Genomic DNA, 23,456 nt, shown 5'->3' with positions numbered 1-23,456 from the left:
CGAAGCGGAAACAATTCGGGCGAGCGCGATTCTCACACCTGGTTACGACGAGACCGTGTCCCTCTTTCGGGGGGATGCATCGACCCAACACTGAACAGCTGTCTGGTTGTTGCGAAGCCCGTGGCGGTGGCAGACGATAAACTGGCGGGATGCCTGCCTCGACCTCGTCCGACCATCGCGTGCCCGTTGCGCTCACCGTGCACCAGCAGTCGCGCGCGCTCGAGATCGCGTTCGACGACGGTCGCGTCTTCCGCATCCCGTTCGAGCTGATGCGCGTGTATTCCCCGTCGGCCGAGGTGCAGGGCCACGGGCCCGGCCAGGAGACGCTGCAGACCGGCAAGCGCGACGTCGTGATCGACGCCATCGAGCCGGTCGGCCACTACGCCGTCAAGCCGACGTTCTCCGACGGCCACGACACGGGCCTGTTCACCTGGGACTACCTCTACCGCCTGGGTTCGCAGCAGGACGAGCTGTTCGCCCAATACCTCGAGCGCCTCGCCGCGGCGGGCCTCGATCGCGATGCCGAGATGGTCAAGCCGACCGGCGGCGCGTGCCATTCACACTGAGAGACATGACATGAGCCAGACCCACTTCGGTTACGAGACGGTGGACGAGACCGAGAAGGCCACCCGGGTGCGCGGCGTGTTCGACTCCGTCGCGAAGAAGTACGACGTGATGAACGACCTGATGTCGGGCGGCATGCATCGCGCGTGGAAGAAGTACACCGTCGCGGTGGCCAACCTGAAGGCGGGCGACAAGGCGCTCGACATCGCGGGCGGCACCGGCGATCTCGCGCGCGCGTTCGCCAGGCGCGTCGGCCCGACCGGCGTCGTCGTGCACACCGACATCAACGAGGCCATGCTGCGCGTCGGCCGCGACCGCCTGATCGACGAGGGCCTGGTGATGCCGACGTCGATCTGCGACGCCGAGAAGCTGCCGTTCGCGACGGGCCAGTTCGACCTCGTCAGCGTGGCCTTCGGCCTGCGCAACATGACGCACAAGGACGTCGCGCTGGCCGAGATGAACCGCGTGCTGCGCCCGGGCGGCCGCCTGCTGGTGCTGGAGTTCTCGAAGATCGCCGCGCCGTTGCAGAAGGCCTACGACTGGTACTCGTTCAACGTGCTGCCCAAGGTCGGCCAGCTGGTCGCCGGCGACGCCGAGAGCTACCGCTACCTGGCCGAGTCGATCCGCATGCATCCCGACCAGGCGACGCTCAAGGCGATGATGAAGACGGCCGGCTTCGGCCACGTCGACGTGCACAACATGGCCGGCGGTGCCGTCGCCCTGCACGTCGGCATCAAATGTTAGCCCCCAGCTCCCTCTGGTCGCGGCCCCCGAGGGGCGCTCGGTTCGGCTCGGGTGGTGACCCTCGCTTTCCGAGAGCTTGACTCTGTTCAGGCGCCTTCGGCGCAGCAGGACAACCATTCCATGGCAACCATTTTGTTGACGGGCGCGACCGGCTACATCGGCTCGCACACCTGGCTCGAGCTGCAGACCGCGGGCTACGACGTCGTCGGGCTGGACGACTTCTCCAACAGCTCGCCCGAGGTGGTCGATCGGCTCGAGCAGCTCGCGGGCAGGGCGCCGGTGTTCGAGCGCGCCAGCGTCTGCGACGCCGACGCGATGCACACGGTGTTCGAGCGCCACCGCATCGACGCCGTCGTGCATTTCGCGGCCTTCAAGGCGGTGGGCGAATCGACGCAGCAGCCGCTGCGCTACTACGCCAACAACGTCGGCGGCCTGCTGACGCTGGCCACGGCGATGCGCGCGCACGACGTCAAGCGGATCGTCTTCAGCTCCAGCGCGACGGTCTACGGCAAGCCCGAGACGCTGCCGATCCGCGAGGACGCCGCGACGCACGCGACCAACCCGTACGGCGAGACCAAGCTGATCGGCGAGAAGATCCTGCTCGACATGGCCGCCGCCGAGGCCGGCTGGCAGTCGGGCGTGCTGCGCTACTTCAACCCGGTGGGCGCGCACGAGAGCGGGCGCATCGGCGAGGATCCGCGCGGCGTGCCCAACAACCTGATGCCCTACGTCGCCCAGGTGGCGATCGGCCGGCGCGCGCGGCTGTCCGTGTTCGGCGACGACTACGACACCCCCGACGGCACCGGCGTGCGCGACTACATCCACGTCGTCGACCTGGCGCAGGGGCACGTCAAGGCGCTGGACCGGCTGCTGGTGACGCCCGGCTCGCTGCTGGTCAACCTCGGCACCGGCCGCGGCCACAGCGTGCTGGAGCTGATCGCCGCCTACGAGCGCGCCAGCGGCAAGCCCGTGCCCTACGACATCGTCGCGCGCCGCCCCGGCGACATCGACAGCTGCTACGCCGACCCGGCCAAGGCGCTGGCCGACATCGGTTGGCAGGCCACGCGCGACCTGGCCGCGATGTGCGAGGACAGCTGGCGCTGGCAGTCCATGAATCCGCACGGGTTCGACGCGGCCTGAAGCGCTGCCGCCCGCCGATCGGCCGCAAACCCATGGCCTTGCCGCCCGGTCGCGGCGGCCGCGCACCTACAATCGCCGGATGGACTTGCCTTTCCAGGATCTCTGGCTTCCCGCCGTGCGCAACCGCATGGTGCTGTTCGCCAACCACGTGCTGACGGGTTGCCCGCCCGCGGTCGAGCGCCTGCGCGCGCATGCGGGCAAGGTCGTCCGCGTCGACGCGAGCGGCTGGCCGGGGCTGATCCCGGTGCCGCCTCCGCTGACGCTGCGCGTCACGCCGGCGGGGCTGTTCGAGGGCGTCGAGAGCGCCGACGAAGCGGCCGTCGTGCCCGACCTCAACGTGCGCATCGACGCGTCCGACCCCGCCAAGGTGGCCGGCAACGTGTTCAAGGGCGGCCTGCCGCCGATGTCGATCGACGGCGATGGCGCGCTGGCAGCCGACGTCAACTGGATTGCGCAGAACGTGCGCTGGGATCCGGCCGCCGACGCCGAGCGCTTCTTCGGCCCGACGCTGGCCGAGGCCGTGAGCCGCGCGAACGAGCAGTTCACGCAGGTCGGCGAGAAGGTGCGCAGCGCGATGGGGCAGCTGTTCGACCAGTTCCAGGCGCGCAAGAAGTCGTGACACTTCTTTCTCGGCTCGTGGCCAAGGTCGTATGAAGAACGCATTGCGGGCCGTGCGCTGGGCCGCTCCCGAGAAGGCCCGCATCCCCTCGGGGGATCGGCCGACGTACCCGTCGGACGAGGGGCGCACATGTTTGGCCGTGCGCTGGGCCGCTCCCGAGAAGGCCCGCATCCCCTCGGGGGATCGGCCGACGTACCCGTCGGACGAGGAGCGCACATGAAACATTTCGCGCGCCTCCTGTTCATCACGCTGACGCTGCTGCGCTTCGGCGTCGACGAGATCGCGCTCGGCCGCGTGCGCCAGCCGTGGCTGCGCGCGCTCGCGCGGCTCATCGCGATCGGCCGCAGCTACGACGAGCCGCGCGGCCCGCGGCTGCGCCAGGCGCTCGAGCGGCTGGGGCCGATCTTCATCAAGTTCGGCCAGGTGCTGTCGACCCGGCGCGACCTGCTGCCGGCCGACATCGCCAACGAGCTCGCGCTGCTGCAGGATCGGGTGCCGCCGTTCGACGGCGCTGCCGCGCGCGCGCTGGTCGAGGCCGGCCTGCTCAATGAGCTGGGCCGCAAGTTCGACGACGTGTTCGACAGCTTCGACAACACGCCCATCGCCAGCGCGTCGATCGCGCAGGTGCACTTCGCCACGCTCAAGGGCGGCCGCGAGGTCGCCGTCAAGGTGCTGCGGCCCAACGTGCTGCAGGCCATCGAGAGCGATCTGGCGATCCTGCACACGGTGGCGCGCTGGGTCGAGCGCGTCAGCGTCGACGGCAAGCGGCTGCGGCCGCGCGACGTCGTCGCCGAGTTCGACACCTACCTGCACGACGAGCTCGACCTGATCCGCGAAGCCGCCAACGCCGCGCAGCTGCGCCGCAACATGGCCAGCCTCGACCTGATCATGGTGCCCGAGATGCTGTGGGACTTCTGCACCTCGCGCGTGATGGTGATGGAGCGCATGTACGGCGTGCCGATCAGCCAGGTCGACCGCCTGCGCCAGGCCGGCGTCGACATCCCCAAGCTGGCGCGCGACGGCGTCACGATCTTCTTCACGCAGGTGTTCCGCGACGGCTTCTTCCACGCGGACATGCACCCGGGCAACATCCAGGTGAGCATCGCGCCGGAAACCTTCGGCCGCTACATCGCGCTCGACTTCGGCATCATCGGCACGCTCACCGAGTCCGACAAGGACTACCTCGCGCAGAACTTCATCGCCTTCTTCCGGCGCGACTACAAGCGCGTGGCCGAGCTGCACATCGAGAGCGGCTGGGTGCCGCCCGACACGCGGCTCGAGGCGCTGGAGAGCGCGGTGCGCGCCGTCTGCGAGCCGCACTTCGACCGCCCGCTCAAGGACATCTCGCTGGGCCAGGTGCTGCTGCGGCTGTTCCAGACCTCGCGCCGCTTCAACGTCGAGATCCAGCCGCAGCTGGTGCTGCTGCAGAAGACGCTGCTCAACGTCGAGGGCCTGGGCCGGCAGCTGGATCCCGAGCTCGACCTGTGGAGCACCGCGCAGCCCTTCCTCGAGCGCTGGATGAACCAGCAGATCGGCTGGCGCGGCTTCCTCGACCGCCTGAAGGACGAGGCGCCGCGCTACGCGCACTACATTCCGGCGCTGCCGCGGCTGGTGCACCAGGCGTTGTCGATCGCGGCGCGCAAGGTCGAGGACGAGCTGGCGCCGGCGTCGGCCGCGCAGGTGACGGCGCTGCTGAAGGAGCAGCGGCGCACCAACCGGCTGCTGCAGGCGATGCTGTGGGTGGCGGTGGGCTTTGTCGTCGGGCTTTGCGCGGTGCGCCTGCTGTCGCCCTACGTCCTGCGCTGACGGACACCCCGGCGCCGGCGCGCCGGTTGATTCGTCACGAAATGCCCTCATATTCCGAGCTCGCGGCCCGTCCGGCCGGGGTTTGGACCTCCGGCCGGGTCGGGCCATCTATAATTTCCTGTTTTACAGAGAGCCCAGCCATGCCGATCTACGCGTATCGCTGCGCTTCGTGCGGCCATTCGCGCGACGTGCTGCAGAAGATTTCCGACCCGGTGCTGACCACGTGTCCGGCCTGCGGCGCGGAGCAATTCCAGAAGCAGGTGACGGCCGCCGGGTTCCAGTTGAAGGGCTCCGGCTGGTACGTGACCGACTTCCGCAACGGCGCCGGCGCCGCCGCGGCCGCCCCGGCGGCAGGCACCGCGGCGCCGGCGACCGCGGGCGACAGCGCCGCCGCGGCGCCGGCCCCGGCGCCCGCTCCCGCACCGTCGAGCGACGGCGGCGGTTCCACGTCGTCGTCCTCCGGCTCGCACGGCGGCGGCAGCTGCGCCTGCCACTGACGATCCGCCACCCCATGCACGCCATCACGGCCGCTGAGATCCGCGGCGGGAGCCTCTCTTGAGAAAATACCTGTTCGCCGGCCTGCTGGTGTGGCTGCCGCTCGCGATCACGGTGGGCGTGCTGATGTGGGCCGTCGGCCTGATGGACGGCATCTTCCGCGGCATGCTGGTCGGCGTGCAGCACGTGCTGCCCACCAGCGCCGAGAACCTGCTGACGCTGCTGGGCAGCGTGCCGGGCCTGGGCGTCGTCCTGCTGGTGCTGCTGCTGCTGATCACCGGCATGTTCGTCACCAACATCGTGGGCGCGTGGTGGCTCAAGCAGTGGAACAGCCTGCTGTCGCACATCCCGATCGTCAAGTCGATCTACGTCTCAGTCAAGCAGGTCTCCGACACGCTGTTCTCCACCAACGGCAACGCGTTCCGCGAGGCCGTGATGGTGCAGTACCCCCACCAGGGCAGCTGGACGATCGCCTTCGTCACCGGCAAGCCGTCGGGCGAGGTCGCCGCGGCGCTGCCGGGCGAGCACGTCAGCCTGTATGTGCCCACGACGCCCAACCCGACGTCCGGCTTCTTCCTGATGATGCCGCGCGACGCGTGCAAGCCGCTGCACATGAGCGTCGACGAAGCCTTGAAGTACATCATCTCCATGGGCGTGGTCGCGCCCCCGGCCGGGATCCTCGTCCCGCCGGAGGGGGCTGACCCCAATCGGGTGGGCTGAACGCCAGGAGGTCATCGGCGTTCAGTCCTGAGGGTGATCCCCCGCCTCCGGCCTGCCAACACTTTTTTCGCGCGCGCGCCGGCCACCGGCGCGCCGTGTCTCCGAACAAACCGTACCGATAAACGGAGTACTGCCATGAGAACCACCTACTGCGGCCTGGTCAGCGACAAGCTGATGGGCCAGACCGTCACGCTGATGGGCTGGGCGCATCGTCGCCGCGACCACGGCAAGCTGATCTTCATCGACCTGCGCGACCGCGAAGGCATCGTGCAGATCGTCTGCGATCAGGATCTGGGCGAGAGCTTCACCGTCGCCGAGAGCGTGCGCAACGAGTTCTGCCTGAAGGTAGTGGGCGTCGTGCGCGCCCGCGCGCCCGAGGCCGTCAACGCCAACATGGCCAGCGGCACGATCGAGATCGCCTGCACGGAGCTCGAAGTCCTGAACCCGAGCGTCACGCCGCCGTTCCAGCTCGACGACGAGAACCTGTCCGAGACCACGCGCCTCACGCACCGCGTGCTGGACCTGCGCCGCCCGCAGATGCAGAAGAACCTGATGCTGCGCTACCGCGTCGCGATGGAAGTGCGCCAGTTCCTCGACAAGAACGGCTTCGTCGACATCGAGACCCCGATGCTGGGCAAGTCGACCCCCGAAGGCGCGCGCGACTACCTCGTGCCCAGCCGCGTGCACGATGGCCACTTCTTCGCGCTGCCGCAGTCGCCGCAGTTGTTCAAGCAGCTGCTGATGGTGGCGGGCTTCGACCGCTACTACCAGATCACCAAGTGCTTCCGCGACGAAGATCTTCGCGCCGACCGCCAGCCCGAGTTCACGCAGATCGACATCGAGACGTCCTTCCTGACCGAGGAGGAGATCCGCGCGATGTTCGAGGGCATGATCCGCGCCGTGTTCAAGAACGGCATCGGCGTCGAGCTGGGCGAGTACCCGGTGATGACCTACGCCGAGGCGATGCGCCTTTACGGCTCCGACAAGCCCGACCTGCGCATCAACATGGAGTTCACCGAACTCACGGACGTCATGGCCGACGTCGACTTCAAGGTGTTCTCGTCGGCGGCGACGATGGCCGGCGGCCGCGTCGTGGCGCTGCGCGTCAAGGGCGGCGCCGAGATCAGCCGCGGCGAGATCGACGCCTACACCGAGGTCGTCAAGATCTACGGCGCCAAGGGCCTGGCCTGGATCAAGGTCAACGACGCGAGCAAGGGCCGCGAAGGCCTGCAGTCGCCCATCGTCAAGAACCTGCACGACAAGGCGATCGCCGAGATCCTGGCGCGCACCGGCGCGGCCAACGGCGACCTGATCTTCTTCGGCGCGGACAAGGCCAAGATCGTCAACGACGCCATGGGCGCGCTGCGCCTGAAGGTCGGCCACTCCGACTTCGGCAAGGCCAACGGCCTGTTCGAGGACAAGTGGGCACCGCTGTGGGTCGTCGACTTCCCGATGTTCGAGCGCGACGAGGACGAGGGCCGCTGGAACGCCGTGCACCACCCGTTCACGGCGCCGAAGGACGGCCACGAGGACCTGATGGACACCGACCCGGGCGCCTGCATCGCCAAGGCCTACGACATGGTCCTGAACGGCTGGGAACTGGGCGGCGGCTCGGTGCGTATCCACCGCGCCGACGTGCAGAGCAAGGTGTTCTCCGCGCTGAACATCAGCAAGGAAGACGCGCAATCGAAGTTCGGCTTCCTGCTGGACGCACTGCAGTACGGCGCCCCGCCGCACGGCGGCCTGGCCTTCGGCCTCGACCGCATCGTCACGATGATGACCGGCGCCGAGTCGATCCGCGACGTGATCGCCTTCCCGAAGACGCAACGCGCGCAGGACCTGCTCACGGGCGCGCCGAGCGTGGTCGACGAGAAGCAGTTGCGTGAGCTGCACATCCGCCTGCGCAACCTGGCGGCGACGCCGGCGGCTTGAGCGTCATCGGCTGACCCCACCGGCTTCGCGCCGGTCCGAGGCCCGCAACGATCGCCTTGGCGAGACGTGCGGGCCTCGTCGCTTGTCGCCGCGACGATCCCGTCCGCAGGGGCGGGAAAACCTGGCAGCCGAACCGGGAGCGACGGCGCGTCCTGGCGATAGACTGCTCGCTGGTCAATGGCACACCCGCGCGCAAGCTGGGGTCGCAAAGCCACCGGCCCTCGCCGTTCGTCGAGGGCAGCGGAGCTGCCGCCGCGATGCCGTCGAGGCGGCGCGGCGTACCGGAAATGGTCCTCGCTCGCCAAGACGACGCAGGCCTTCCTGCGAATCTCCCTGCCGCCCGCGGCAAGAGGGAGAACATGCTTCGATTCAACGGGTTCCCACCGCGACTGCGCGCGCTCGTGACGCCGCTGGCGCTGATGCTGGCAGGCGCCGTCGCGCCGCGGCAGGCTGGCGCCATGGATGCCGCGGAGCTCTTCGCGGCGCAGGTGGACAAGCTGGTGCAGGACGGCGACGACAGGCCGGCCGAGACGCTCGCCGCGCTGGACGCGCTGGTTTCGAACGGCGTGCGCACGCCGCAGGAGCGTCGACTCGTGCTGTCCGGCGAGGGCCTCGTGGCGGCGCGGACGGGTCGCGCGACGCAGGCCCGGGCCATGGCGGCGCGGCTGTCCACCGAGCCCGGCGTGGCGCCTGCGCTGTCGAATGCGGACCGCGAACTGATCCAGGCCGAGATCGAGGCCACGGCCAGCCATTCCCAGGCGGCCTACGCTCAGGCGCGGTCCGCGCTGCGAGGCTACGAGGACGCCTGCGCCGGCCAGCCCGCGCTGTGCGAATACCGCGCCCGCTACCACGCACTGATGATGGTCGCGTGGGGCGCGGAGTGGAACAGCAACAACGCCATGGCCGTCTCCCGCGCGCAGGCGATGCTCGAGCTGTCGCGCCTGGCCCATGACAGGGTGCGCGAGGCGCGGGCGCTGGGCTCGCAGGCGACCATCGCCCAGGTCGACTCGGACGCCGAGATGGCCGACCGGTTGCTGGCGCAGGCCCTTGCCGTCGCCCGCGACGCGCACTCCGCAAGGCTGGACGTGCAGTTGGGCATCGACGAAGGCTTCATCGCCAACTATCGCAAGGATCCCGAAAGTGCCCGACGCGCCTTCGAGCGCGTGCTGCCTCTCGCCGAGAAAGGACACTTCGACTATCTGCTGATGACGACGAGAGTCAACCTCGGCGATGCCTGCATCAAGCTGCATCGGCCCGACGACGCCCTTCGCATCATGGCGCCCGCGCTGGCCGTCGCCGAGAAGAACGACGACCAGCGCCGCGTGCGCTACCTGTTCCACAACATGACGATCGCGCGGATCGAGCTCGGCCTGACCGAAGACGTCAAGCTCGACATCCATCGCGACCTGGTGCGGTGGGCGCAGACCGGTGCGCCGAAGGAGCGCCTCGAGGCCTTCCAGGAACTCTCGGCCGCCTTGAACTCCGTGGGCCAGCACGATGGCGCGCTCGAGTTGTTCCGGCAGGAGCAGGAACTGCTCTTCGCGTCGGGCGAGGAGCACGACATGTTCGTCCGGCAGTCGCTGCTGCGCGAGCGCGAGCGCGACGAGCATCGGCACACCCTGCTGGGGTGGATCGCCGCGTCTGGCGCGGGCTTGCTGGCGGCCGCGGCGATCGGCCTGTTGGCGACGAGGCGCCACCGACGGCTCTCCAGCAGCAACGAGGCACTGCGCCATCACGCCGAGCGCGACCCGCTCACGCGCCTGCTCAATCGCGAAGGCTTCCTGCGCCGGCTGCACGAGGCGTCGCTGCTCGAAAGCTTCGCCGGCACGCTGGTGATGATCGACCTCGATCACTTCAAGCGGATCAACGACACGATCGGGCACGCCGCCGGCGACGCGGTGCTGGCGGAAGTCGCGCAGCGGCTCCAGGCCTGCGTGCGCGATGAGGATCTCGTCGTGCGCTGGGGCGGCGAGGAGATGCTGGTGGCCGTCGCCACGCAGCCCTTCGACCCCGAGGCGCTGCTGGGCCGCATCATGCACGCGCTGGCGGCGACGCCCGTGCTCTTCGAGCAGCGGCCCATCCAGGTCACTGCATCGATCGGCTACGCCAGCTTCCCGCTGGAGACGCCGTCCCGCGTTTTCCCGTTCGGCCAGTCGCTGGCCCTGGTCGACGGGGCGATGTTCCATGCCAAGCGGACGGGCCGGCGTTCGGCGGTGCGCCTGCTGGGCTTCCCCGAGGATCTTCCGAACGACCTGGCCGGCCTTCTGGACCACCTCGAGCGCGACATCGAACGCGGCCTCGTTCGCATCCGCACCCGGCGCATGGACGTGCCGGATGCGCCGCCGCGCGACGGAGCGACTGACGCGTCGCCGGATGTCAGCGCACTTCCTTGTCGATCGTGAACTTCACGTCGTTGGCCCACGGCTGCACCACCGCCGACTGCCCCACGAGATCGCCCGCCTTCACCCGCCCGCTGCCGCTCTTCGAGATCCGCGCCGACACGATCACCTTGTCGGCGTGCATGAAGCGATCGGGCGAGCCGATCATCTCGCGCGTGCCGACGTTGAAGTCGAACGGCAGGTTGCTGACCTCGACGCGGATCTGCGCCAGCGGCAGGCCGTTCGGATCGTCCGGGGTGCGCACGGTGACGAAGACGGTGTCGTCCGAGGCGACGCGGCCTTCGAACTTCGGATCGAGCACGATGCGGCCGGACAGCAGCGGCGCGATGGCTTCGGCCGCGGCGCTGGCCGACGAGGCGGCCGCCGCCGAACCGGAGACCGCAGCGGACGCCGGCGCCGACGCCGCGGAGGACGCCGGCGCGAAGCGGCCGAACTGGTCGGGCGCCAGCGACTCGCCGCGCCGGATGCGTTCCATCCGCTCCTTGCGGGCGATGGCGTCCTGCGCCGCGGCGATCTTGCCCTGCTCGAGGATCAGCTCGCTGCGCGCGCGCAGGCCGGCGTGGCCCGAGATGAGGTAGGCCGTGAAGCCGCCCACCAGCACCAGCATCGCCACCGCGCCCCAGGCGCGCACGCGCAGAGGCAGCTTCGGGGCGGGGGTGTCGGGCACCAGCAGCTCCATCAGCTTGCGCCGCAGCGCGGTGCGCTGGGCCTCGGCCTCGTCGGCCCGCAACAGGCCCTTGCTCTGGTAGTCGTCGACTTGACGCAGTTTGGCCTGGAGGGCTTCGACTTGAGGATTCATGAGGCACGGAAACGGTGAATCCGCCATTTTCGCAGGTCGGCGGGCGAGGGCGGCGGGCGCACGCGCCGCGGCGCCGAGGTGGGTTGCTGACAGCGCTGCCAGATTTACGTTGGATGAACGTCGCGTGCCGAATAGTTGCGTAGAATCTCAAATGAGAATGAATCGCATCCTCAGTAACAACAACACGTTCGGGATTTCCATGCACCCCCCCAGCCTGCGCCGCAGCGCGCTGTCCGCGGCCATCGCCTTGTTCGCCGGCGCCCAGGCGCACGCCCAGGCCGCGCCGGCGCCGGCCGCGGCCGCGAGCGCCGGCCAGACGCAGGAGGTGGTCATCCGCGCCAGCGCGGACGCCTCGGCCGGAGGCCTGAAGGCGCCGTACGCCGGCGGCCAGGTGGCGCGCGGCGGCCGCGTCGGCATCCTCGGCAGCGAGGACGTGATGGATACGCCGTTCGCGATCACCAACTACACCTCCAAGCTGATCCAGGACCAGCAGGCCGCCAGCATCGCCGACGTGCTGCAGAACGACCCTGCCGTGCGCGTCGTGCGCGGCTTCGGCAACTACCAGCAGGCCTACATGGTGCGCGGCCTGGTGATCTTCTCGGACGACATCTCGTACAACGGCCTCTACGGACTGCTGCCGCGCCAGTACCTGGCCTCGGAGCTGGTCGAGCGCGTCGAGGTGCTGCGCGGCGCCAGCGCGTTCCTGAACGGCGCCGCGCCGGGCGGCAGCGGCCTGGGCGGGGCGGTCAACATCGCGCCCAAGCGCGCGGCCAATGCGCCGCAGACGGACTTCACGCTGGGCGTCGAGGCCGGCCAGGTCTCGGAGGCGGTCGACATCGGCCGCCGCTTCGGCGCGGACAAGAGCCTGGGCCTGCGCGTCAACGCCGTGCATCGCGACGGCGATACCGCGGTGCGGGGCGAGAACGGCTATCTCGACGCCGCGTTGGTGGGCGCCGACTTCCACGCAGGCGGCCTGCGCCTGTCGGCCGACGTCGGCTCGCAGGATCACCACATGAACGCCGCCACGCCCAACGTCAACGTGTTCGGCGCGGTGCCGCGCGCGCCGGACCCGGGGCGCCAGATCGCGCAGGACTGGACGTACTCGCACGAGCGCGACACCTTCGGCACCCTGCGCGCCGAAGTCGACCTGCTGCCGACGCTGACGGCCTGGGCCGCCGGCGGCTTCCGCGACGCCCACGAGGACAGCCAGCTGAGCGGCGTCACGGTCAACGGCCTCACGTCCGCGGAGACCGCGTACGCGCAGCTGAACATCCGCAAGGACTCGATCAGGACCGGCGAGCTGGGCCTGCGCGGCACGTTCGAGACGGGGCCGGTCAGGCACACGGTGGTCGGATCGGCGGGCTGGTTCCAGTCGATCTCGAAGGACGCGTTCGTGTTCTCCGACTTCGGCGGCGCCAACGTCGGCACGCTATACGACACGCTGCAGGTGGCGCTGCCGGTCGAGAACGTGTTCCCCGGGGGCAATCCGGCCGCACCCACGACCACCGCGCGCGTCATCACCTCCAGCGTCGCGCTCGCCGACACGCTGGCGTTCTGGAACGACGACGTGCGGCTGACCGTCGGCGGCCGGCGCCAGAAGATCGAGGACACGAGCTTCGATCCGACGTCGGGCGCCGTGACGTCCGCGCCGAACGCGCAGTCGCGCATCACGCCGGTGGCCGGCCTCGTGTTCAAGGCGAGCAAGCAGGTGTCGCTGTACGCCACCTACATCGAAGGCCTGGTCGCCGGCGACACCGCGCCGCTGACGACGACCATCGCCGACCCGGCGACGGGCAAGCCCGTGACCGTCGACGTGACCAACGGCGGCAAGGCGTTCAGGCCCTACGCGACGAAGCAGGGCGAGGTCGGCGTCAAGGTCGACGCCGGCACGTTCGGCGGCGGCGTCAGCGTGTTCGAGTCGCGCAAGCCGACCTACGCGCTGGTCGGCACGACCTTCGGAGAGTCGTCGGTGCAGACCAACAAGGGCCTCGAGCTGTCGGTCTACGGCGAGGCGGTGCGCGGCGTGCGCGTGCTGGGCGGCGCCAGCTTCCTCAGGACCGACCTGCAGGGCAAGGACGCCATCGGCTCGCCCAGGTCGCAGGTCAACCTGACGCTGGACGTCGACGTGCCGGCCGTCTCCGGCCTGGCGGCGTACGTGCGCGGCGTCCACACCGCCAGTCAGTTCGCCGACGCCAACAATACGCTGGTCGTGCCGTCGTGGACGCGCTTGGACCTCGGCACGCGCTACGCCACGGAGGTCTCGGGCAAGGAGGTTACGCTGCGCGCGTCGGTCGACAACGTGGCGGGCCACAAGTACTGGGCTTCGTCGGGCGGCTATCCGGGCCAGGGCTACCTCGTGCTGGGCGCGCCGCGCACGTTCACGTTCTCGGGCACCGTGGAGTTCTGAGGTGACGCCACGCACGCTGCGCGCGTGGTCGTGGCTGCACAAGTGGAGCAGCCTGGCCAGCACGCTGTTCCTGCTCGTGCTGTGCCTGACCGGCCTGCCGCTGGTCTTCCATCACCAGATCGGCCAGTGGCTGGGCACCGAGGTGAGTTCGCCCAGGATGCGGGCCGACGCGCCGCGCGTCACGCTCGACCAGGTGATGGCCGCGGCCAGGGCGCGCTTCCCGTCCCGGGTCGGCATGTACGTCTCGCAGGAGCCCGACGACGACACGATCTGGTACGTGACGATGGGCGACACGCCGGCGTCCACCAGCGACCTGAAGCAGGTGGCCGTCGACGCGCGCACGGGCGAGCCGCTCGCCGAACCGCGCATCGGCGGCGGCGCGATGGGCGCGATCCGCGAGATCCACGTCGACCTGCTCGCCGGCGAGGCGGGCAAGCTGTTCCTCGGCTTCATGGGCGTGCTGATGCTGGCGGCGATCGTGTCGGGCATCGTGCTGTACGCGCCGTTCATGCGCAAGCTGCGTTTCGGCGAGGTGCGGCGCGAGCGCTCGGCGCGCGTGAAGTGGCTGGACCGGCACAACCTGCTGGGCATCGTCACGCTGACGTGGGCGTTCGTCGTCGGCGCGACCGGCGTCGTCAACACCTGGGCCGACCTCGTGATCGAGCACTGGCGCGACGACCAGGTGGCCGACATGCTGGCGCACTACCGCGGCCTGCCGCCGGTGACCCGGCTCGGTTCGCTGGAGAAGGCGTTCGCCAACGCACGCGCGCGCCAGCCGGACATGAAGATCGCCTTCATCGCGTTCCCCGGCACGGCCTGGGCCAGCGCGCACCACTACGGCGTGTTCCTGCGCGGACGCACGGCCCTGACCGCGCGTCTCGTGCAACCGGTGCTGGTCGACGCGGCCACCGGCGAGGTCATCGCCAGCCGCACGCTGCCTTGGACCATGAAGACGCTGTTGCTGTCGCAGCCGCTGCACTTCGGCGACTACGGCGGCGTGCCGCTGCAAGGGCTGTGGGCCGCACTCGACGTGCTCACCATCATCGTCCTCGGCAGCGGCCTTTACCTGTGGTTCGGCAAGCGCGGCCCGGTGCGCCAGGTGCTGGCGTCCGACCTGCGGAGCGCGCGGCGGTGAGGGCGTCCTGGTCGCTGTGGGGCTGGCCGCTGGCGATCGCGATCCTGAGCGGCGCGGGGCTGGTCGGCGGCCTGCTCGGCGACGGCGGCTGGGACTGGCTGACGTGGGTCGGGCTGGGCATGCCCTGCGTCGTCGCGATCTGGTTCGGCCTGCGAGGGCGATCGTCGCGATAGCATGGGCGGCATGTCGCCCGATGCCCGCCCGCACAAGATCCCCGAGTCCGTCCTCGTCGTCATCCACACGCCGCAGCTGGACGTGCTGCTGATCGAGCGCGCCGACGCGCCGGGCTACTGGCAGAGCGTCACCGGGTCGAAGGACACGATCGAGGAATCGCTGGTGGAGACCTGCGTGCGCGAGGTGCGCGAGGAGACGGGCATCGCGATCGGCACGGCCGCGGTGCCGCTGGCGGCGCTGCGCGACTGCGAGCTGGTCAACGTCTACGAGATCTATCCGCGCTGGCGCGCGCGCTACGCGCCCGGGGTCACGCACAACACCGAACACGTCTTTGCATTGGAAGTGCCCGCGGGCACGCCGGTGGTGCTCGCGCCGCGCGAGCACACGGCGCTGCAGTGGCTGCCCTGGCGCGAGGCGGCGGACGCGTGCTTCTCGCCATCGAACGCCGAAGCCATCCTGCACCTTCCGCGATGGCTGGCACGGCCGCGTTGACCCTGTCATCGTCTGCCGCCGACACGGTGGCATCATGGGGCATGAGGATTGCCCGGTGGAGCACCTTCATCCACCCTTTCGCACGCCTTGCCGCGTGAACTTCCTGCCGTGATGAACATGACGTCGGACGCCTTCACCGTGCTCCCGCCCCAGACGGCGACCGCCGCCACCCGCCTGCGCGTGGCGACCTACAACATCCACAAGGGCGTGCGGGGCATGGGCGCGGCCAAGCGGCTGGAGATCCACAACCTGGTGCTGGGCGTCGAGGCGCTCGACGCCGACCTCGTCTTCCTGCAGGAAGTGCGCCTGCACCACACGCGCGACGCCGCGCGCTTCGACCAGACCATCCTGGGCTGGCCGGAGCAGGGCCAGGCCGAGTTCCTGGCGCCCGAGGGCTACAACTCGGCCTATCGCTCCAACGCGTTCACCAAGCACGGCGAGCACGGCAACGCGCTGCTCTCGCGCTGGCCGCTGGGCGACGCCGGGCACCACGACGTGTCCGACCACCGCTTCGAGCAGCGCGGCCTGCTCTACGTGCCCGTCAGCTGGAACGGCACGACGGTGCATGCGATCGTCGCGCACTTCGGGCTGGTGCATTCCAGCCGCATGCGCCAGGCGCAGCGCCTGGCGCAATACATCGCCAAGGAGCTGCCGCCCGACGAGCCGGTGCTGGTGGCCGGCGACTTCAACGACTGGGGCGAGCGCCTCGACGCGCCGATGGCCGCCGCCGGCCTGACGCGCGCGCTGTCCAAGGACAAGCGCCTGCCCAAGCGGCCGACGTTCCCGTCGCGCCTGCCCGTGTTCTCGCTCGACCGCATCTACATGCGCGGCTTCCGCTGCGAGGGCACGATGGTGCCGCGCGGCGGCGGCTGGGCGCGCATGTCGGACCACCTGCCGTACGTCGCCGAGCTTGAGCTAAATTGACGGCCGGCGCGTCCGCGCCCGCGTGGCCGGCGTCCCCGGCGAGTCAACCCATGGAGTCCGCGATTCGCGCCAAGCGTCGTGAGCGCGTCAACACGCGCGCGCCCTGGAGCCTCGGCGTGAAGCCGAAGTTCGAGGGTGGCCATTCCGTCGAGCTGCTGCGCGGCGGCGACGACCTGTTCCCGGCGATGGGAACGGCGATCGCGCAGGCGCGCCACACGATCTGGCTGGCGACCTACATCTTCCACGACGACGCCGTCGCGCAGACGCTGGCGCTGTTGCTCGCCGAGGCCGCGCGCCGCGGCGTGCAGGTGCGCGTCGTGGTGGACGGCTTCGGCTCCAAGGCGACGCTGGCCGCGATCCGCGAATGGATGGTGCCGGCAGGCGTCGACCTGGCCGTGTTCCGCCCGATCGACCGCTGGTGGAGCTACTTCCAGCCCGGCCAGGCGCGCCGGCTGCACCAGAAGCTGTGCGTCGTCGACGGCGGCGTCGCCTTCGTCGGCGGCGTCAACCTCATCGCCGACCGCAACGACCTGCACCACGGCTGGAGCGACGCGCCGAGGCTCGACTTCGCCTGCCGCATCCGCGGCGTCGCCGTCGCCGAGGTGGAGCAGTCGGTGCAGGCGATCTGGACGCGCGCGATGCTCGGGCGCGTCTGGCGCGACGAGCTCGCGAGCCTGGTGCGCAGCGCCGCGCCGATGGCCCGCGCGCGGCGCCTGGCCACGCGGCTGCGCATCGTGCGGCCCAAGCGCGCCAACCCCAACGACACGCAGCCGCCGGTCAGCCTCGCGTTCGTCGTTCGCGACAACCTGCGCCAGCGCCGCTCGATCGAGCGCGTCTACATGGAGGCGATCACGCACGCGCGCCATCGCATCGACCTCGTGACGCCGTACTTCTACCCCGACCGCCACTTCCGCAACGCGCTCGCCAAGGCCGCCGAGCGCGGCGTCAAGGTGCGGCTGCTGCTGCAGGGCAAGATCGACTACCGCATCGCCGGCGTGGCCGCGCGCGTGCTGTACGACGAGCTGCTGACCAAGGGCGTACAGATCTTCGAATACACCCCGGCGTATCTGCACGCCAAGGCCGCGGTCGTCGACGAGGAGTGGGCGACGCTGGGCAGCTCCAACATCGACCCGCTGTCGCTGCTGCTCAACCTCGAGGCCAATGTCGTCGTGTGCGACGCGCCGTTCGCACGGCGCGTCAGCGAGGAGCTGGCGATCGCGATGGTGGCGTCCAGCGCCGTTCTGGCGCCGCCCTACGCCAAGGGCTGGTTCGCGGTGGTGCGCCGGACCTTCGTCGCGATGGTCGCGCACTGGTTCCTGCGCATGGCCGGCATCAACGGCCGCTATTGACGCGGGCGCGAGCCAGCGCCTCGCGCGGATCGGGGCCGAAGCGGTTCGGGCCGTGCGTGCCGGGCACGGCGCCGTCCACCGCGAGCAGGACCAGCGAGCCGAACACCGGAACGAAGTGGACGAGCGCCCACCAGGCCGAGAAGTTGAAGTCGTGCTGGCGCTTGGCCGACACGGCGATCAGCGGCCACAGGAACGCGAGGTTGACGAGCTTGGCCGCCGTGTCGTTGTCGACGTTGGCGATGTCCAGCAGGCCGTTGACGACGATGCCCAGCAACAGCAGCGACAGCACGCCGTGCAGCCAGTAGGTGCGGCGCGGGATGCGGCCGCGCAGTCCGACGTAGAGCTGGACCAGCGACAGGCGCTCCGGATCCGCGCCCAGCGCCAGCGCCGTGAGCTGGTCCGGCGTCAGGCGGTGGGCGGGCGCCGGTGCGGCGGGAGGGGCGGGCTGGTCCATGCGGCACAGTATTCCACGCGGCTCGCGTGCGGATGTGACGGTGCCCCCGGGCGCGTGACCTGTGCGCGCGTGACGTTGTTGGCGCGCCGCACCGGCGTGTGCTTTCGAACGCGGCGAGCCGTCGTCCCCCGGGAAATATTTGGACAAATGCGCGTTAGGATGCGCCTTCGCCGCGCGCGGCGAGCAACCACGCGGTGCCATTTCGGGGAGCAAGGGAATTGACCAGGATCCTGGTAGTCGACGATCTGAAGGACGTCACGGAGTCGATGAGCCTGCTGTTCGAGGCGCTGGGCCACGACACGCGGACCGCCGCGGACGGCCAGCAGGGCGTCGCGATCGCCACCGAGTTCGAGCCCGCCATCATCTTCATGGATCTCGACATGCCCGTGCTCAACGGCTACGAGGGCGCGCGCGCGATCCGCAGCGCGCCGCTGCCGCAGCAGCCGTTCCTGATCGCGCTGACCGCGGCCCACGGCGTGGCCATCGAGGTCGCGACGCGCGCGGTCGGCTTCGACTTCTACCTGCGCAAGCCCGCGGACACCAACGCGCTGCTGGCGCTGGTGGCCGACCTGTCGACGCGCACGCGCCAGGCGCCCTGACATCGGCGGGCGCATAAGGATCTGAGGCCGCCGACAAAGGTGGCACGCGACTATCGATAGCCGTTTGGATTCGTTCCCGCGGCATCGCGGCGACCCTAACGTTGAGGAACTGTTCATTCTTCAACACCCGTCGCCATGTCCATCGTCGCACTGGCCGGCAGCCCGTCCGCCAACTCGCGCTCCACGGTCCTGCTGCACCACGTCCTGAACCGGCTCGACCCCGACGTCGAGCGCAGCGAGATCGTGCTGCGCGATCTTCCGGCCGCGGCGCTGGTGCGCGCCAAGGCCAACGACCCCTTGATCCGGCGCGCGCGCGAGCAGGTGGCCGAGGCCCGGCTCGTCGTGATCGCCACGCCGATCTACAAGGCCTCGTACAGCGGCCTGCTCAAGACCTTCCTCGACCTGCTGCCGCAGGACGCGCTGCGCGACAAGACCGTGCTGGTGCTGGGCACCGGCGGCAGCCCGGCGCACCTGCTCGCGCTCGACTACGCGCTGCGGCCCGTGCTGGCCGCGCTCGGCGCGCGCCACATCCTCGATTCGATCTACGCGGTGGACACGCAGTTCGCGCCGCACGCGATCCACGGCCACGTGGCGCACGACGAGATCGTCGAGCGCATCGAGCGCGCGCTGGCCGACGGCCCGATCGCGCTGCGCCCGCCGGTCGACGCGCGCGTCATCGCGCTCGCGGCCTGAACTTTCACTTCGAACAACGACCCGGAGGAACCGCCATGACCGTCTTCTCTTCATCCCGTCGCCGATGGCTGGCTGCCGCATCCGCGCTCGCCCTGACGCTGGGGACGGCCGCGGTGCACGCCGATCCCGCCAGGGAGCTGCGCATCGGCTTCCAGAAGTCCGCCAGCCTGCTGGTGCTGCAGAAGGCACAGGGCACGCTGGAGAAGCGGCTCGCGCCGCAGGGCGTGGCCGTCAAGTGGGTCGAGTTCCCGGCCGGGCCGCAGCTGCTCGAGGGCCTGAACGTCGGCGCCGTCGACGTCGGCTACGTCGGCGAGGCGCCGCCGATCTTCGCGCAGGCCGCGGGCGCGCGCTTCGTCTACGTCGGCAACGATCCGGCGGCGCCGTCGACCGAGGCGCTGGTCGTGCAGAAGGACTCGGCGCTGAAGTCGGTCGCCGAGTTGAAGGGCAGGCGCGTCGCGTTGAACAAGGGCTCCAACGTGCACTACCTGCTCGTCAAGCTGCTGGAGAAGAACGGCCTGAAGTACTCGGACATCACGCCCGTCTTCCTGCCGCCGTCCGATGCGCGTGCCGCGTTCGAGAAGGGCGCGGTCGACGCCTGGGTGATCTGGGATCCGTTCCTCGCCGCGGCCGAGCACCAGCTGGGCGCGCGCCAGCTCGCCGACGGCACGGGGCTCGTCAACAGCTTCAGCTTCTACCTGGCGCAGACCGACTACGCCAGGGCCAATCCCGCGGTGATCCATGCGCTGTTCGCCAACACCGACGACGCGGCCCGCTTCGTCCAGGCCGACGTGCCGCGCGCGGCGGCCCTGATCGCGCCGCTGCAGGGCCTCGACGCCGCCGTGGTGGAGACCAGCCTGCGCCGTTATCGCTACGGCGTCACGCCGCTGACGCCGGCCGTCGCCGCGCAGCAGCAGCAGATCGCCGACACCTTCCTCGACCTCAAGCTGATCCCGAAGCCGGTCCGCATCGCCGACGCGCTGCCCGTCAACGCGGCGGCGACGCTCGCGGGCAAGTGAGGCCGCGCGCCATGGACGTGACCCTGAATCGGCGCCAGGCGCTCGTGCTGGTCGGCGCCGCGGCGACGCTGTCGGCGCACGCCGCCGGCGCGGATCTGCGCATCGGCTACCAGAAGTCGTCCGTCAACCTGATGGTGGTGCGCGAGCGCAAGCTGCTCGAGTCGCGGCTTCCCGGCGTGGCGACGAAGTGGGTCGAGTTTCCGGCCGGGCCGCAGATCCTCGAGGCGCTGGCCGTCGGCAGCCTCGACTTCGGCTTCACCGGCGACACGCCGCCCGTGTTCGCGCAGGCCGCCGGCAAGGACATCTGGTACGCCGGCCTCGAGCCGCCCAAGCCCGCGAGCTCGGCGATCCTGGTGCCGTCCGACTCGAGGATCCGCACGCTGGCCGACCTCAAGGGCAGGCGCGTCGGCTTCCAGAAGGGCTCCAGCGCGCACTTCCTGGTCGTGCGCGCGGTGCAGAAGGGCGGGCTGCAGTGGTCGGACATCACGCCCGTCACGCTGACGCCCTCGGACGCGCGCGCGGCCTTCGAACGCGGCGCGCTCGATGCCTGGGGCATCTGGGATCCGTATTACGCCGCGGCCGAGATCGACGGGCGCGCGCGCGTGCTGTCGACCGGCGTCGGCCTGACCAGCAACAACAGCTACTACCTCGCCTCGCGCGCGCTGACGCGGGACGCGCGCACGCTGAAGGCCTTGTTCGATTCGCTGAGCGAGGCCGACGCCTGGGTCAAGTCCAACCGCAGCGAGACCGCGCACTTCCTGGCCGTCGAAAGCGGGCTGCCGCTGTCGACCACGATCCGCTTCCTCGAGCGCCGCACGGCGGGCCCGGTCACGCGACTGAAGGACGCGGACATCGCCGACCAGCAGCGCGTGGCCGACACCTTCGCGCAGCTCGGCCTGATACCTCACCCCGTACGCGTCGCGGACGCCGTGCTGAAAGCCTGACATGAAGATCCTCTGGTTCATCCCCACCCACGGCGACTCGCGTTACCTCGGCACGTCCAAGGGCGCGCGGCAGACCGACCTCGACTACTTCAAGCAGGTCGCCATCGCCGCCGACACCCTCGGCTACGAAGGCGTGCTGCTGCCGACCGGCCGATCCTGCGAGGACTCGTGGATGGTCGCGGCCAGCCTCGTCGACGTGACCAAGCGCCTGAAGTTCCTCGTCGCGCTGCGGCCGGGCATCATCCAGCCGGTACAGACCGCGCGCATGGCGGCCACGCTCGATCGCCTGTCGGGCGGCCGCGTCCTGGTCAACCTGGTCACCGGCGGCGACCCCGACGAGCTCGCCGGCGACGGCCTGCACCTGAGCCACGAGGAGCGCTACGAGCTGTCGACCGAGTTCGTGTCGATCTGGCGCGGCGTGCTGCAGGCGAGCCACACGAACGAGGCGATCGACTTCGACGGCAGGCACCTGAAGGTCAAGGGCGCGAAGGTGATCTACCCGCCCGTCACGCAGCCCTATCCGCCGCTGTTCTTCGGCGGCTCGTCCGGGCCGGCGCACGACCTCGCGGCGGCGCAGTGCGACACCTACCTCACGTGGGGCGAGCCGCCCGCGGCCGTCGCGGAGAAGGTGCGCGACGTCGGTGGCCGCGCCGAGAGGCTGGGCCGCAAGCTCGAGTTCGGCATCCGCCTGCACGTGATCGTGCGCGAGACCGAGGACGAGGCCTGGGCCGCCGCCGGCAAGCTGATCTCGCACCTGGACGACGACATCGTCGCCGCGGCGCAGAAGAAGTTCGCGGCGATGGACTCGATCGGCCAGCGCCGCATGGCCGCGCTGCACGGCGGCCGGTTCGACAAGGCCAACCCGCGCGCGGGCCTGGAGGTCGCGCCCAACCTGTGGGCCGGCGTCGGCCTGGTGCGCGGCGGCGCGGGCACGGCGCTGGTGGGTGATCCGCAGCAGGTCGCAGCGCGCATCCAGGAGTACGCCGATCTCGGCATGGACTACTTCATCCTGTCGGGCTACCCGCATCTCGAGGAGGCCTACCGCTTCGCCGAGCTCGTGTTCCCGCTGCTGCCGCTGGCCACGCGCGACAAGCTCACGCGCGGCCCGACGCTGACCGGGCCGTTCGGCGAGATCGTCGCCAACGACATCCGCCCAGGAATGACGCCCCCCACGCTCCCGCTGGTCGCTGCCCCCCGAGGGGCAGCTCGGATCGGCTCGGGTGCGCCCCTCGCTTCCCGAGAGCTTGAAGGAAATGCAACGTGACAGCCACGCGCCTGCGCGGCATCGCTCCGTGGATCGTCCCGCTGCTGGTGATCGCCGGCTGGGAGGCGGCGTCGCGCTCGGGCTGGCTGTCCACGCGCATCCTGCCCGAGCCGCTGGCCGTGGCGCAGGCGTTCTGGAACCTGCTGAAGTCGGGCGAGCTGGTGCACGACGTGGCGATCAGCACGGGCCGCGCGCTCGCCGGCCTGGCGATCGGCGGCGGACTGGGCCTCGTGCTGGGCTTGCTGACCGGCACGTTCCGCGTCGCCGAGACGCTGCTGGACACCACGCTGCAGATGGTGCGCAACGTGCCACCGCTGGCGCTGATCCCGCTGGTCATCCTGTGGTTCGGCATCGACGAGTCGGCCAAGCTGTTCCTCGTCGCGATCGGCGTGTTCTTCCCGATCTACCTCAATACGTATCACGGTATCCGCTCGGTCGACGCCGGGCTGGTCGAGATGGCGCGCAGCTACGGCCTGCGCGGCTGGCCGCTCTACCGCGAGGTGATCCTGCCGGGCGCGCTGCCGTCCATCCTCGTGGGCCTGCGCTTCTCGCTGGGCCTGATGTGGGTGCTGCTGATCGTGGCCGAGACCATCTCCGCGCAGTCGGGCATCGGCTACATGACGATGAATGCGCGCGAATTCCTGCAGACCGACGTCGTGCTCGTCGGCGTTCTGCTCTACGCGCTGCTGGGCAAGCTGGCCGACCTCGTCGCGCGCGCGCTGGAGCGCCGCTTCCTGCGCTGGAATCCCGCCTACCTGGGCGCCGCGGCCTGACCTTCGGAGAGACG

23 protein-coding genes and 1 riboswitch are annotated in these 23,456 nt (G+C 70.2%); of the genes, 21 read left to right on the top strand and 2 right to left on the bottom strand.

The features are described from left to right. Nucleotides 1-149: 149 nt before the first annotated feature. The 9 genes from LPC04_RS03870 to LPC04_RS03830 all read left to right on the top strand — a co-directional run bounded on the left by LPC04_RS03870 (nucleotide 150) and on the right by LPC04_RS03830 (nucleotide 10,422). Entirely contained in the window at nucleotides 150-566 is a 417-nt protein-coding gene (locus tag LPC04_RS03870; RefSeq protein WP_275680864.1) for a gamma-butyrobetaine hydroxylase family protein, read from the top strand. 10 nt (nucleotides 567-576) lie between these two features. Then, complete coding sequence (ubiE, locus tag LPC04_RS03865; RefSeq protein ID WP_275680863.1) at nucleotides 577-1,308, top strand: bifunctional demethylmenaquinone methyltransferase/2-methoxy-6-polyprenyl-1,4-benzoquinol methylase UbiE; 732 nt, start codon at nucleotides 577-579, stop codon at nucleotides 1,306-1,308. A 120-nt stretch (nucleotides 1,309-1,428) separates the two neighbouring features. Continuing rightward, nucleotides 1,429-2,448 carry a UDP-glucose 4-epimerase GalE gene (galE, locus tag LPC04_RS03860; protein ID WP_275680862.1) on the top strand — a complete coding sequence of 340 codons (1,020 nt, stop codon included), beginning with the start codon at nucleotides 1,429-1,431 and terminating at the stop codon, nucleotides 2,446-2,448. A gap of 79 nt (nucleotides 2,449-2,527) precedes the next feature. Beyond that, entirely contained in the window at nucleotides 2,528-3,067 is a 540-nt protein-coding gene (locus LPC04_RS03855) for a hypothetical protein (RefSeq protein ID WP_275680861.1), read from the top strand. Nucleotides 3,068-3,283: 216 nt separating this feature from the next. Continuing rightward, nucleotides 3,284-4,873: a ubiquinone biosynthesis regulatory protein kinase UbiB gene (ubiB, locus tag LPC04_RS03850; RefSeq protein ID WP_275680860.1), complete on the top strand. Its 1,590-nt coding sequence runs from the start codon at nucleotides 3,284-3,286 to the stop codon at nucleotides 4,871-4,873. A 140-nt stretch (nucleotides 4,874-5,013) separates the two neighbouring features. Beyond that, a complete protein-coding gene (locus tag LPC04_RS03845) occupies nucleotides 5,014-5,370 on the top strand; it encodes an FmdB family zinc ribbon protein (RefSeq protein ID WP_275680859.1) in 357 nt (118 codons plus the stop codon). Nucleotides 5,371-5,428: 58 nt separating this feature from the next. Next, entirely contained in the window at nucleotides 5,429-6,088 is a 660-nt protein-coding gene (locus LPC04_RS03840) for a DUF502 domain-containing protein (RefSeq protein WP_275680858.1), read from the top strand. Nucleotides 6,089-6,223: 135 nt separating this feature from the next. Beyond that, entirely contained in the window at nucleotides 6,224-8,020 is a 1,797-nt protein-coding gene (aspS, locus tag LPC04_RS03835) for an aspartate--tRNA ligase (protein ID WP_275680857.1), read from the top strand. Between the two features lie 169 nt (nucleotides 8,021-8,189). Next, a riboswitch (cyclic di-GMP riboswitch) is annotated at nucleotides 8,190-8,274 on the top strand. A gap of 105 nt (nucleotides 8,275-8,379) precedes the next feature. Next, nucleotides 8,380-10,422: a GGDEF domain-containing protein gene (locus LPC04_RS03830; RefSeq protein WP_275680856.1), complete on the top strand. Its 2,043-nt coding sequence runs from the start codon at nucleotides 8,380-8,382 to the stop codon at nucleotides 10,420-10,422. Here the strand turns inward: LPC04_RS03830 and LPC04_RS03825 are convergent. Continuing rightward, nucleotides 10,397-11,218 carry a c-type cytochrome biogenesis protein CcmI/CycH gene (locus tag LPC04_RS03825; RefSeq protein WP_275680855.1) on the bottom strand — a complete coding sequence of 274 codons (822 nt, stop codon included), beginning with the start codon at nucleotides 11,216-11,218 and terminating at the stop codon, nucleotides 10,397-10,399. The two genes, LPC04_RS03830 and LPC04_RS03825, sit on opposite strands and share 26 nt — an antisense overlap. A gap of 199 nt (nucleotides 11,219-11,417) precedes the next feature. Here LPC04_RS03825 and LPC04_RS03820 point away from each other — a divergent pair, with 199 nt between their 5' ends. From LPC04_RS03820 to clsB, 6 genes are all read left to right on the top strand, one after another. Further along, nucleotides 11,418-13,625, top strand: coding sequence for a TonB-dependent receptor (locus tag LPC04_RS03820; protein ID WP_275680854.1), 2,208 nt, complete (start codon nucleotides 11,418-11,420; stop codon nucleotides 13,623-13,625). A gap of 1 nt (nucleotide 13,626) precedes the next feature. Beyond that, nucleotides 13,627-14,760, top strand: coding sequence for a PepSY-associated TM helix domain-containing protein (locus LPC04_RS03815; protein ID WP_275680853.1), 1,134 nt, complete (start codon nucleotides 13,627-13,629; stop codon nucleotides 14,758-14,760). Then, complete coding sequence (locus tag LPC04_RS03810; RefSeq protein WP_275680852.1) at nucleotides 14,757-14,933, top strand: hypothetical protein; 177 nt, start codon at nucleotides 14,757-14,759, stop codon at nucleotides 14,931-14,933. The genes LPC04_RS03815 and LPC04_RS03810 overlap by 4 nt, the downstream gene beginning before the upstream one ends. Before the next feature lie 10 nt (nucleotides 14,934-14,943). Further along, complete coding sequence (nudB, locus tag LPC04_RS03805) at nucleotides 14,944-15,426, top strand: dihydroneopterin triphosphate diphosphatase (protein WP_275680851.1); 483 nt, start codon at nucleotides 14,944-14,946, stop codon at nucleotides 15,424-15,426. A 117-nt stretch (nucleotides 15,427-15,543) separates the two neighbouring features. Beyond that, complete coding sequence (locus tag LPC04_RS03800) at nucleotides 15,544-16,350, top strand: endonuclease/exonuclease/phosphatase family protein (protein ID WP_275680850.1); 807 nt, start codon at nucleotides 15,544-15,546, stop codon at nucleotides 16,348-16,350. Between the two features lie 50 nt (nucleotides 16,351-16,400). After that, nucleotides 16,401-17,699: a cardiolipin synthase ClsB gene (gene clsB, locus LPC04_RS03795; protein WP_275680849.1), complete on the top strand. Its 1,299-nt coding sequence runs from the start codon at nucleotides 16,401-16,403 to the stop codon at nucleotides 17,697-17,699. On the opposite strand, the gene LPC04_RS03790 is transcribed toward clsB, so the two are convergent. Further along, nucleotides 17,683-18,153 (bottom strand): DUF805 domain-containing protein, encoded by a 471-nt coding sequence (locus LPC04_RS03790; protein ID WP_275680848.1) that lies wholly within the window; start codon nucleotides 18,151-18,153, stop codon nucleotides 17,683-17,685. The two genes, clsB and LPC04_RS03790, sit on opposite strands and share 17 nt — an antisense overlap. 218 nt (nucleotides 18,154-18,371) lie before the next feature. On the opposite strand from LPC04_RS03790, the gene LPC04_RS03785 reads away from it, so the two are divergent. The 6 genes from LPC04_RS03785 to ssuC all read left to right on the top strand — a co-directional run bounded on the left by LPC04_RS03785 (nucleotide 18,372) and on the right by ssuC (nucleotide 23,442). Continuing rightward, a complete protein-coding gene (locus LPC04_RS03785) occupies nucleotides 18,372-18,752 on the top strand; it encodes a response regulator (RefSeq protein ID WP_275680847.1) in 381 nt (126 codons plus the stop codon). A gap of 135 nt (nucleotides 18,753-18,887) precedes the next feature. Further along, a complete protein-coding gene (gene ssuE / locus LPC04_RS03780) occupies nucleotides 18,888-19,445 on the top strand; it encodes an NADPH-dependent FMN reductase (protein ID WP_275680846.1) in 558 nt (185 codons plus the stop codon). A 35-nt stretch (nucleotides 19,446-19,480) separates the two neighbouring features. Continuing rightward, nucleotides 19,481-20,461, top strand: coding sequence for a sulfonate ABC transporter substrate-binding protein (locus tag LPC04_RS03775; protein ID WP_275680845.1), 981 nt, complete (start codon nucleotides 19,481-19,483; stop codon nucleotides 20,459-20,461). 11 nt (nucleotides 20,462-20,472) lie between these two features. After that, nucleotides 20,473-21,405 carry an aliphatic sulfonate ABC transporter substrate-binding protein gene (locus LPC04_RS03770; RefSeq protein WP_275680844.1) on the top strand — a complete coding sequence of 311 codons (933 nt, stop codon included), beginning with the start codon at nucleotides 20,473-20,475 and terminating at the stop codon, nucleotides 21,403-21,405. Between the two features lies 1 nt (nucleotide 21,406). Beyond that, the gene (gene ssuD / locus LPC04_RS03765; RefSeq protein WP_275680843.1) at nucleotides 21,407-22,669 is read left to right on the top strand and encodes an FMNH2-dependent alkanesulfonate monooxygenase; all 1,263 of its coding nucleotides are present in this window, start codon (nucleotides 21,407-21,409) and stop codon (nucleotides 22,667-22,669) included. After that, nucleotides 22,666-23,442: an aliphatic sulfonate ABC transporter permease SsuC gene (gene ssuC, locus LPC04_RS03760; RefSeq protein ID WP_275680842.1), complete on the top strand. Its 777-nt coding sequence runs from the start codon at nucleotides 22,666-22,668 to the stop codon at nucleotides 23,440-23,442. Before ssuD ends, ssuC begins: the two co-directional genes overlap by 4 nt. Nucleotides 23,443-23,456 lie beyond the last annotated feature (14 nt).

The sequence above is a fragment of the Scleromatobacter humisilvae genome (genome assembly GCF_023231945.1).
Classification (GTDB): Bacteria; Pseudomonadota; Gammaproteobacteria; order Burkholderiales; family Burkholderiaceae_C; genus Scleromatobacter; species Scleromatobacter humisilvae.
Note: the sequence above shows the minus strand (reverse complement) of the source record. Positions and strands in the feature narration are given on the sequence as shown.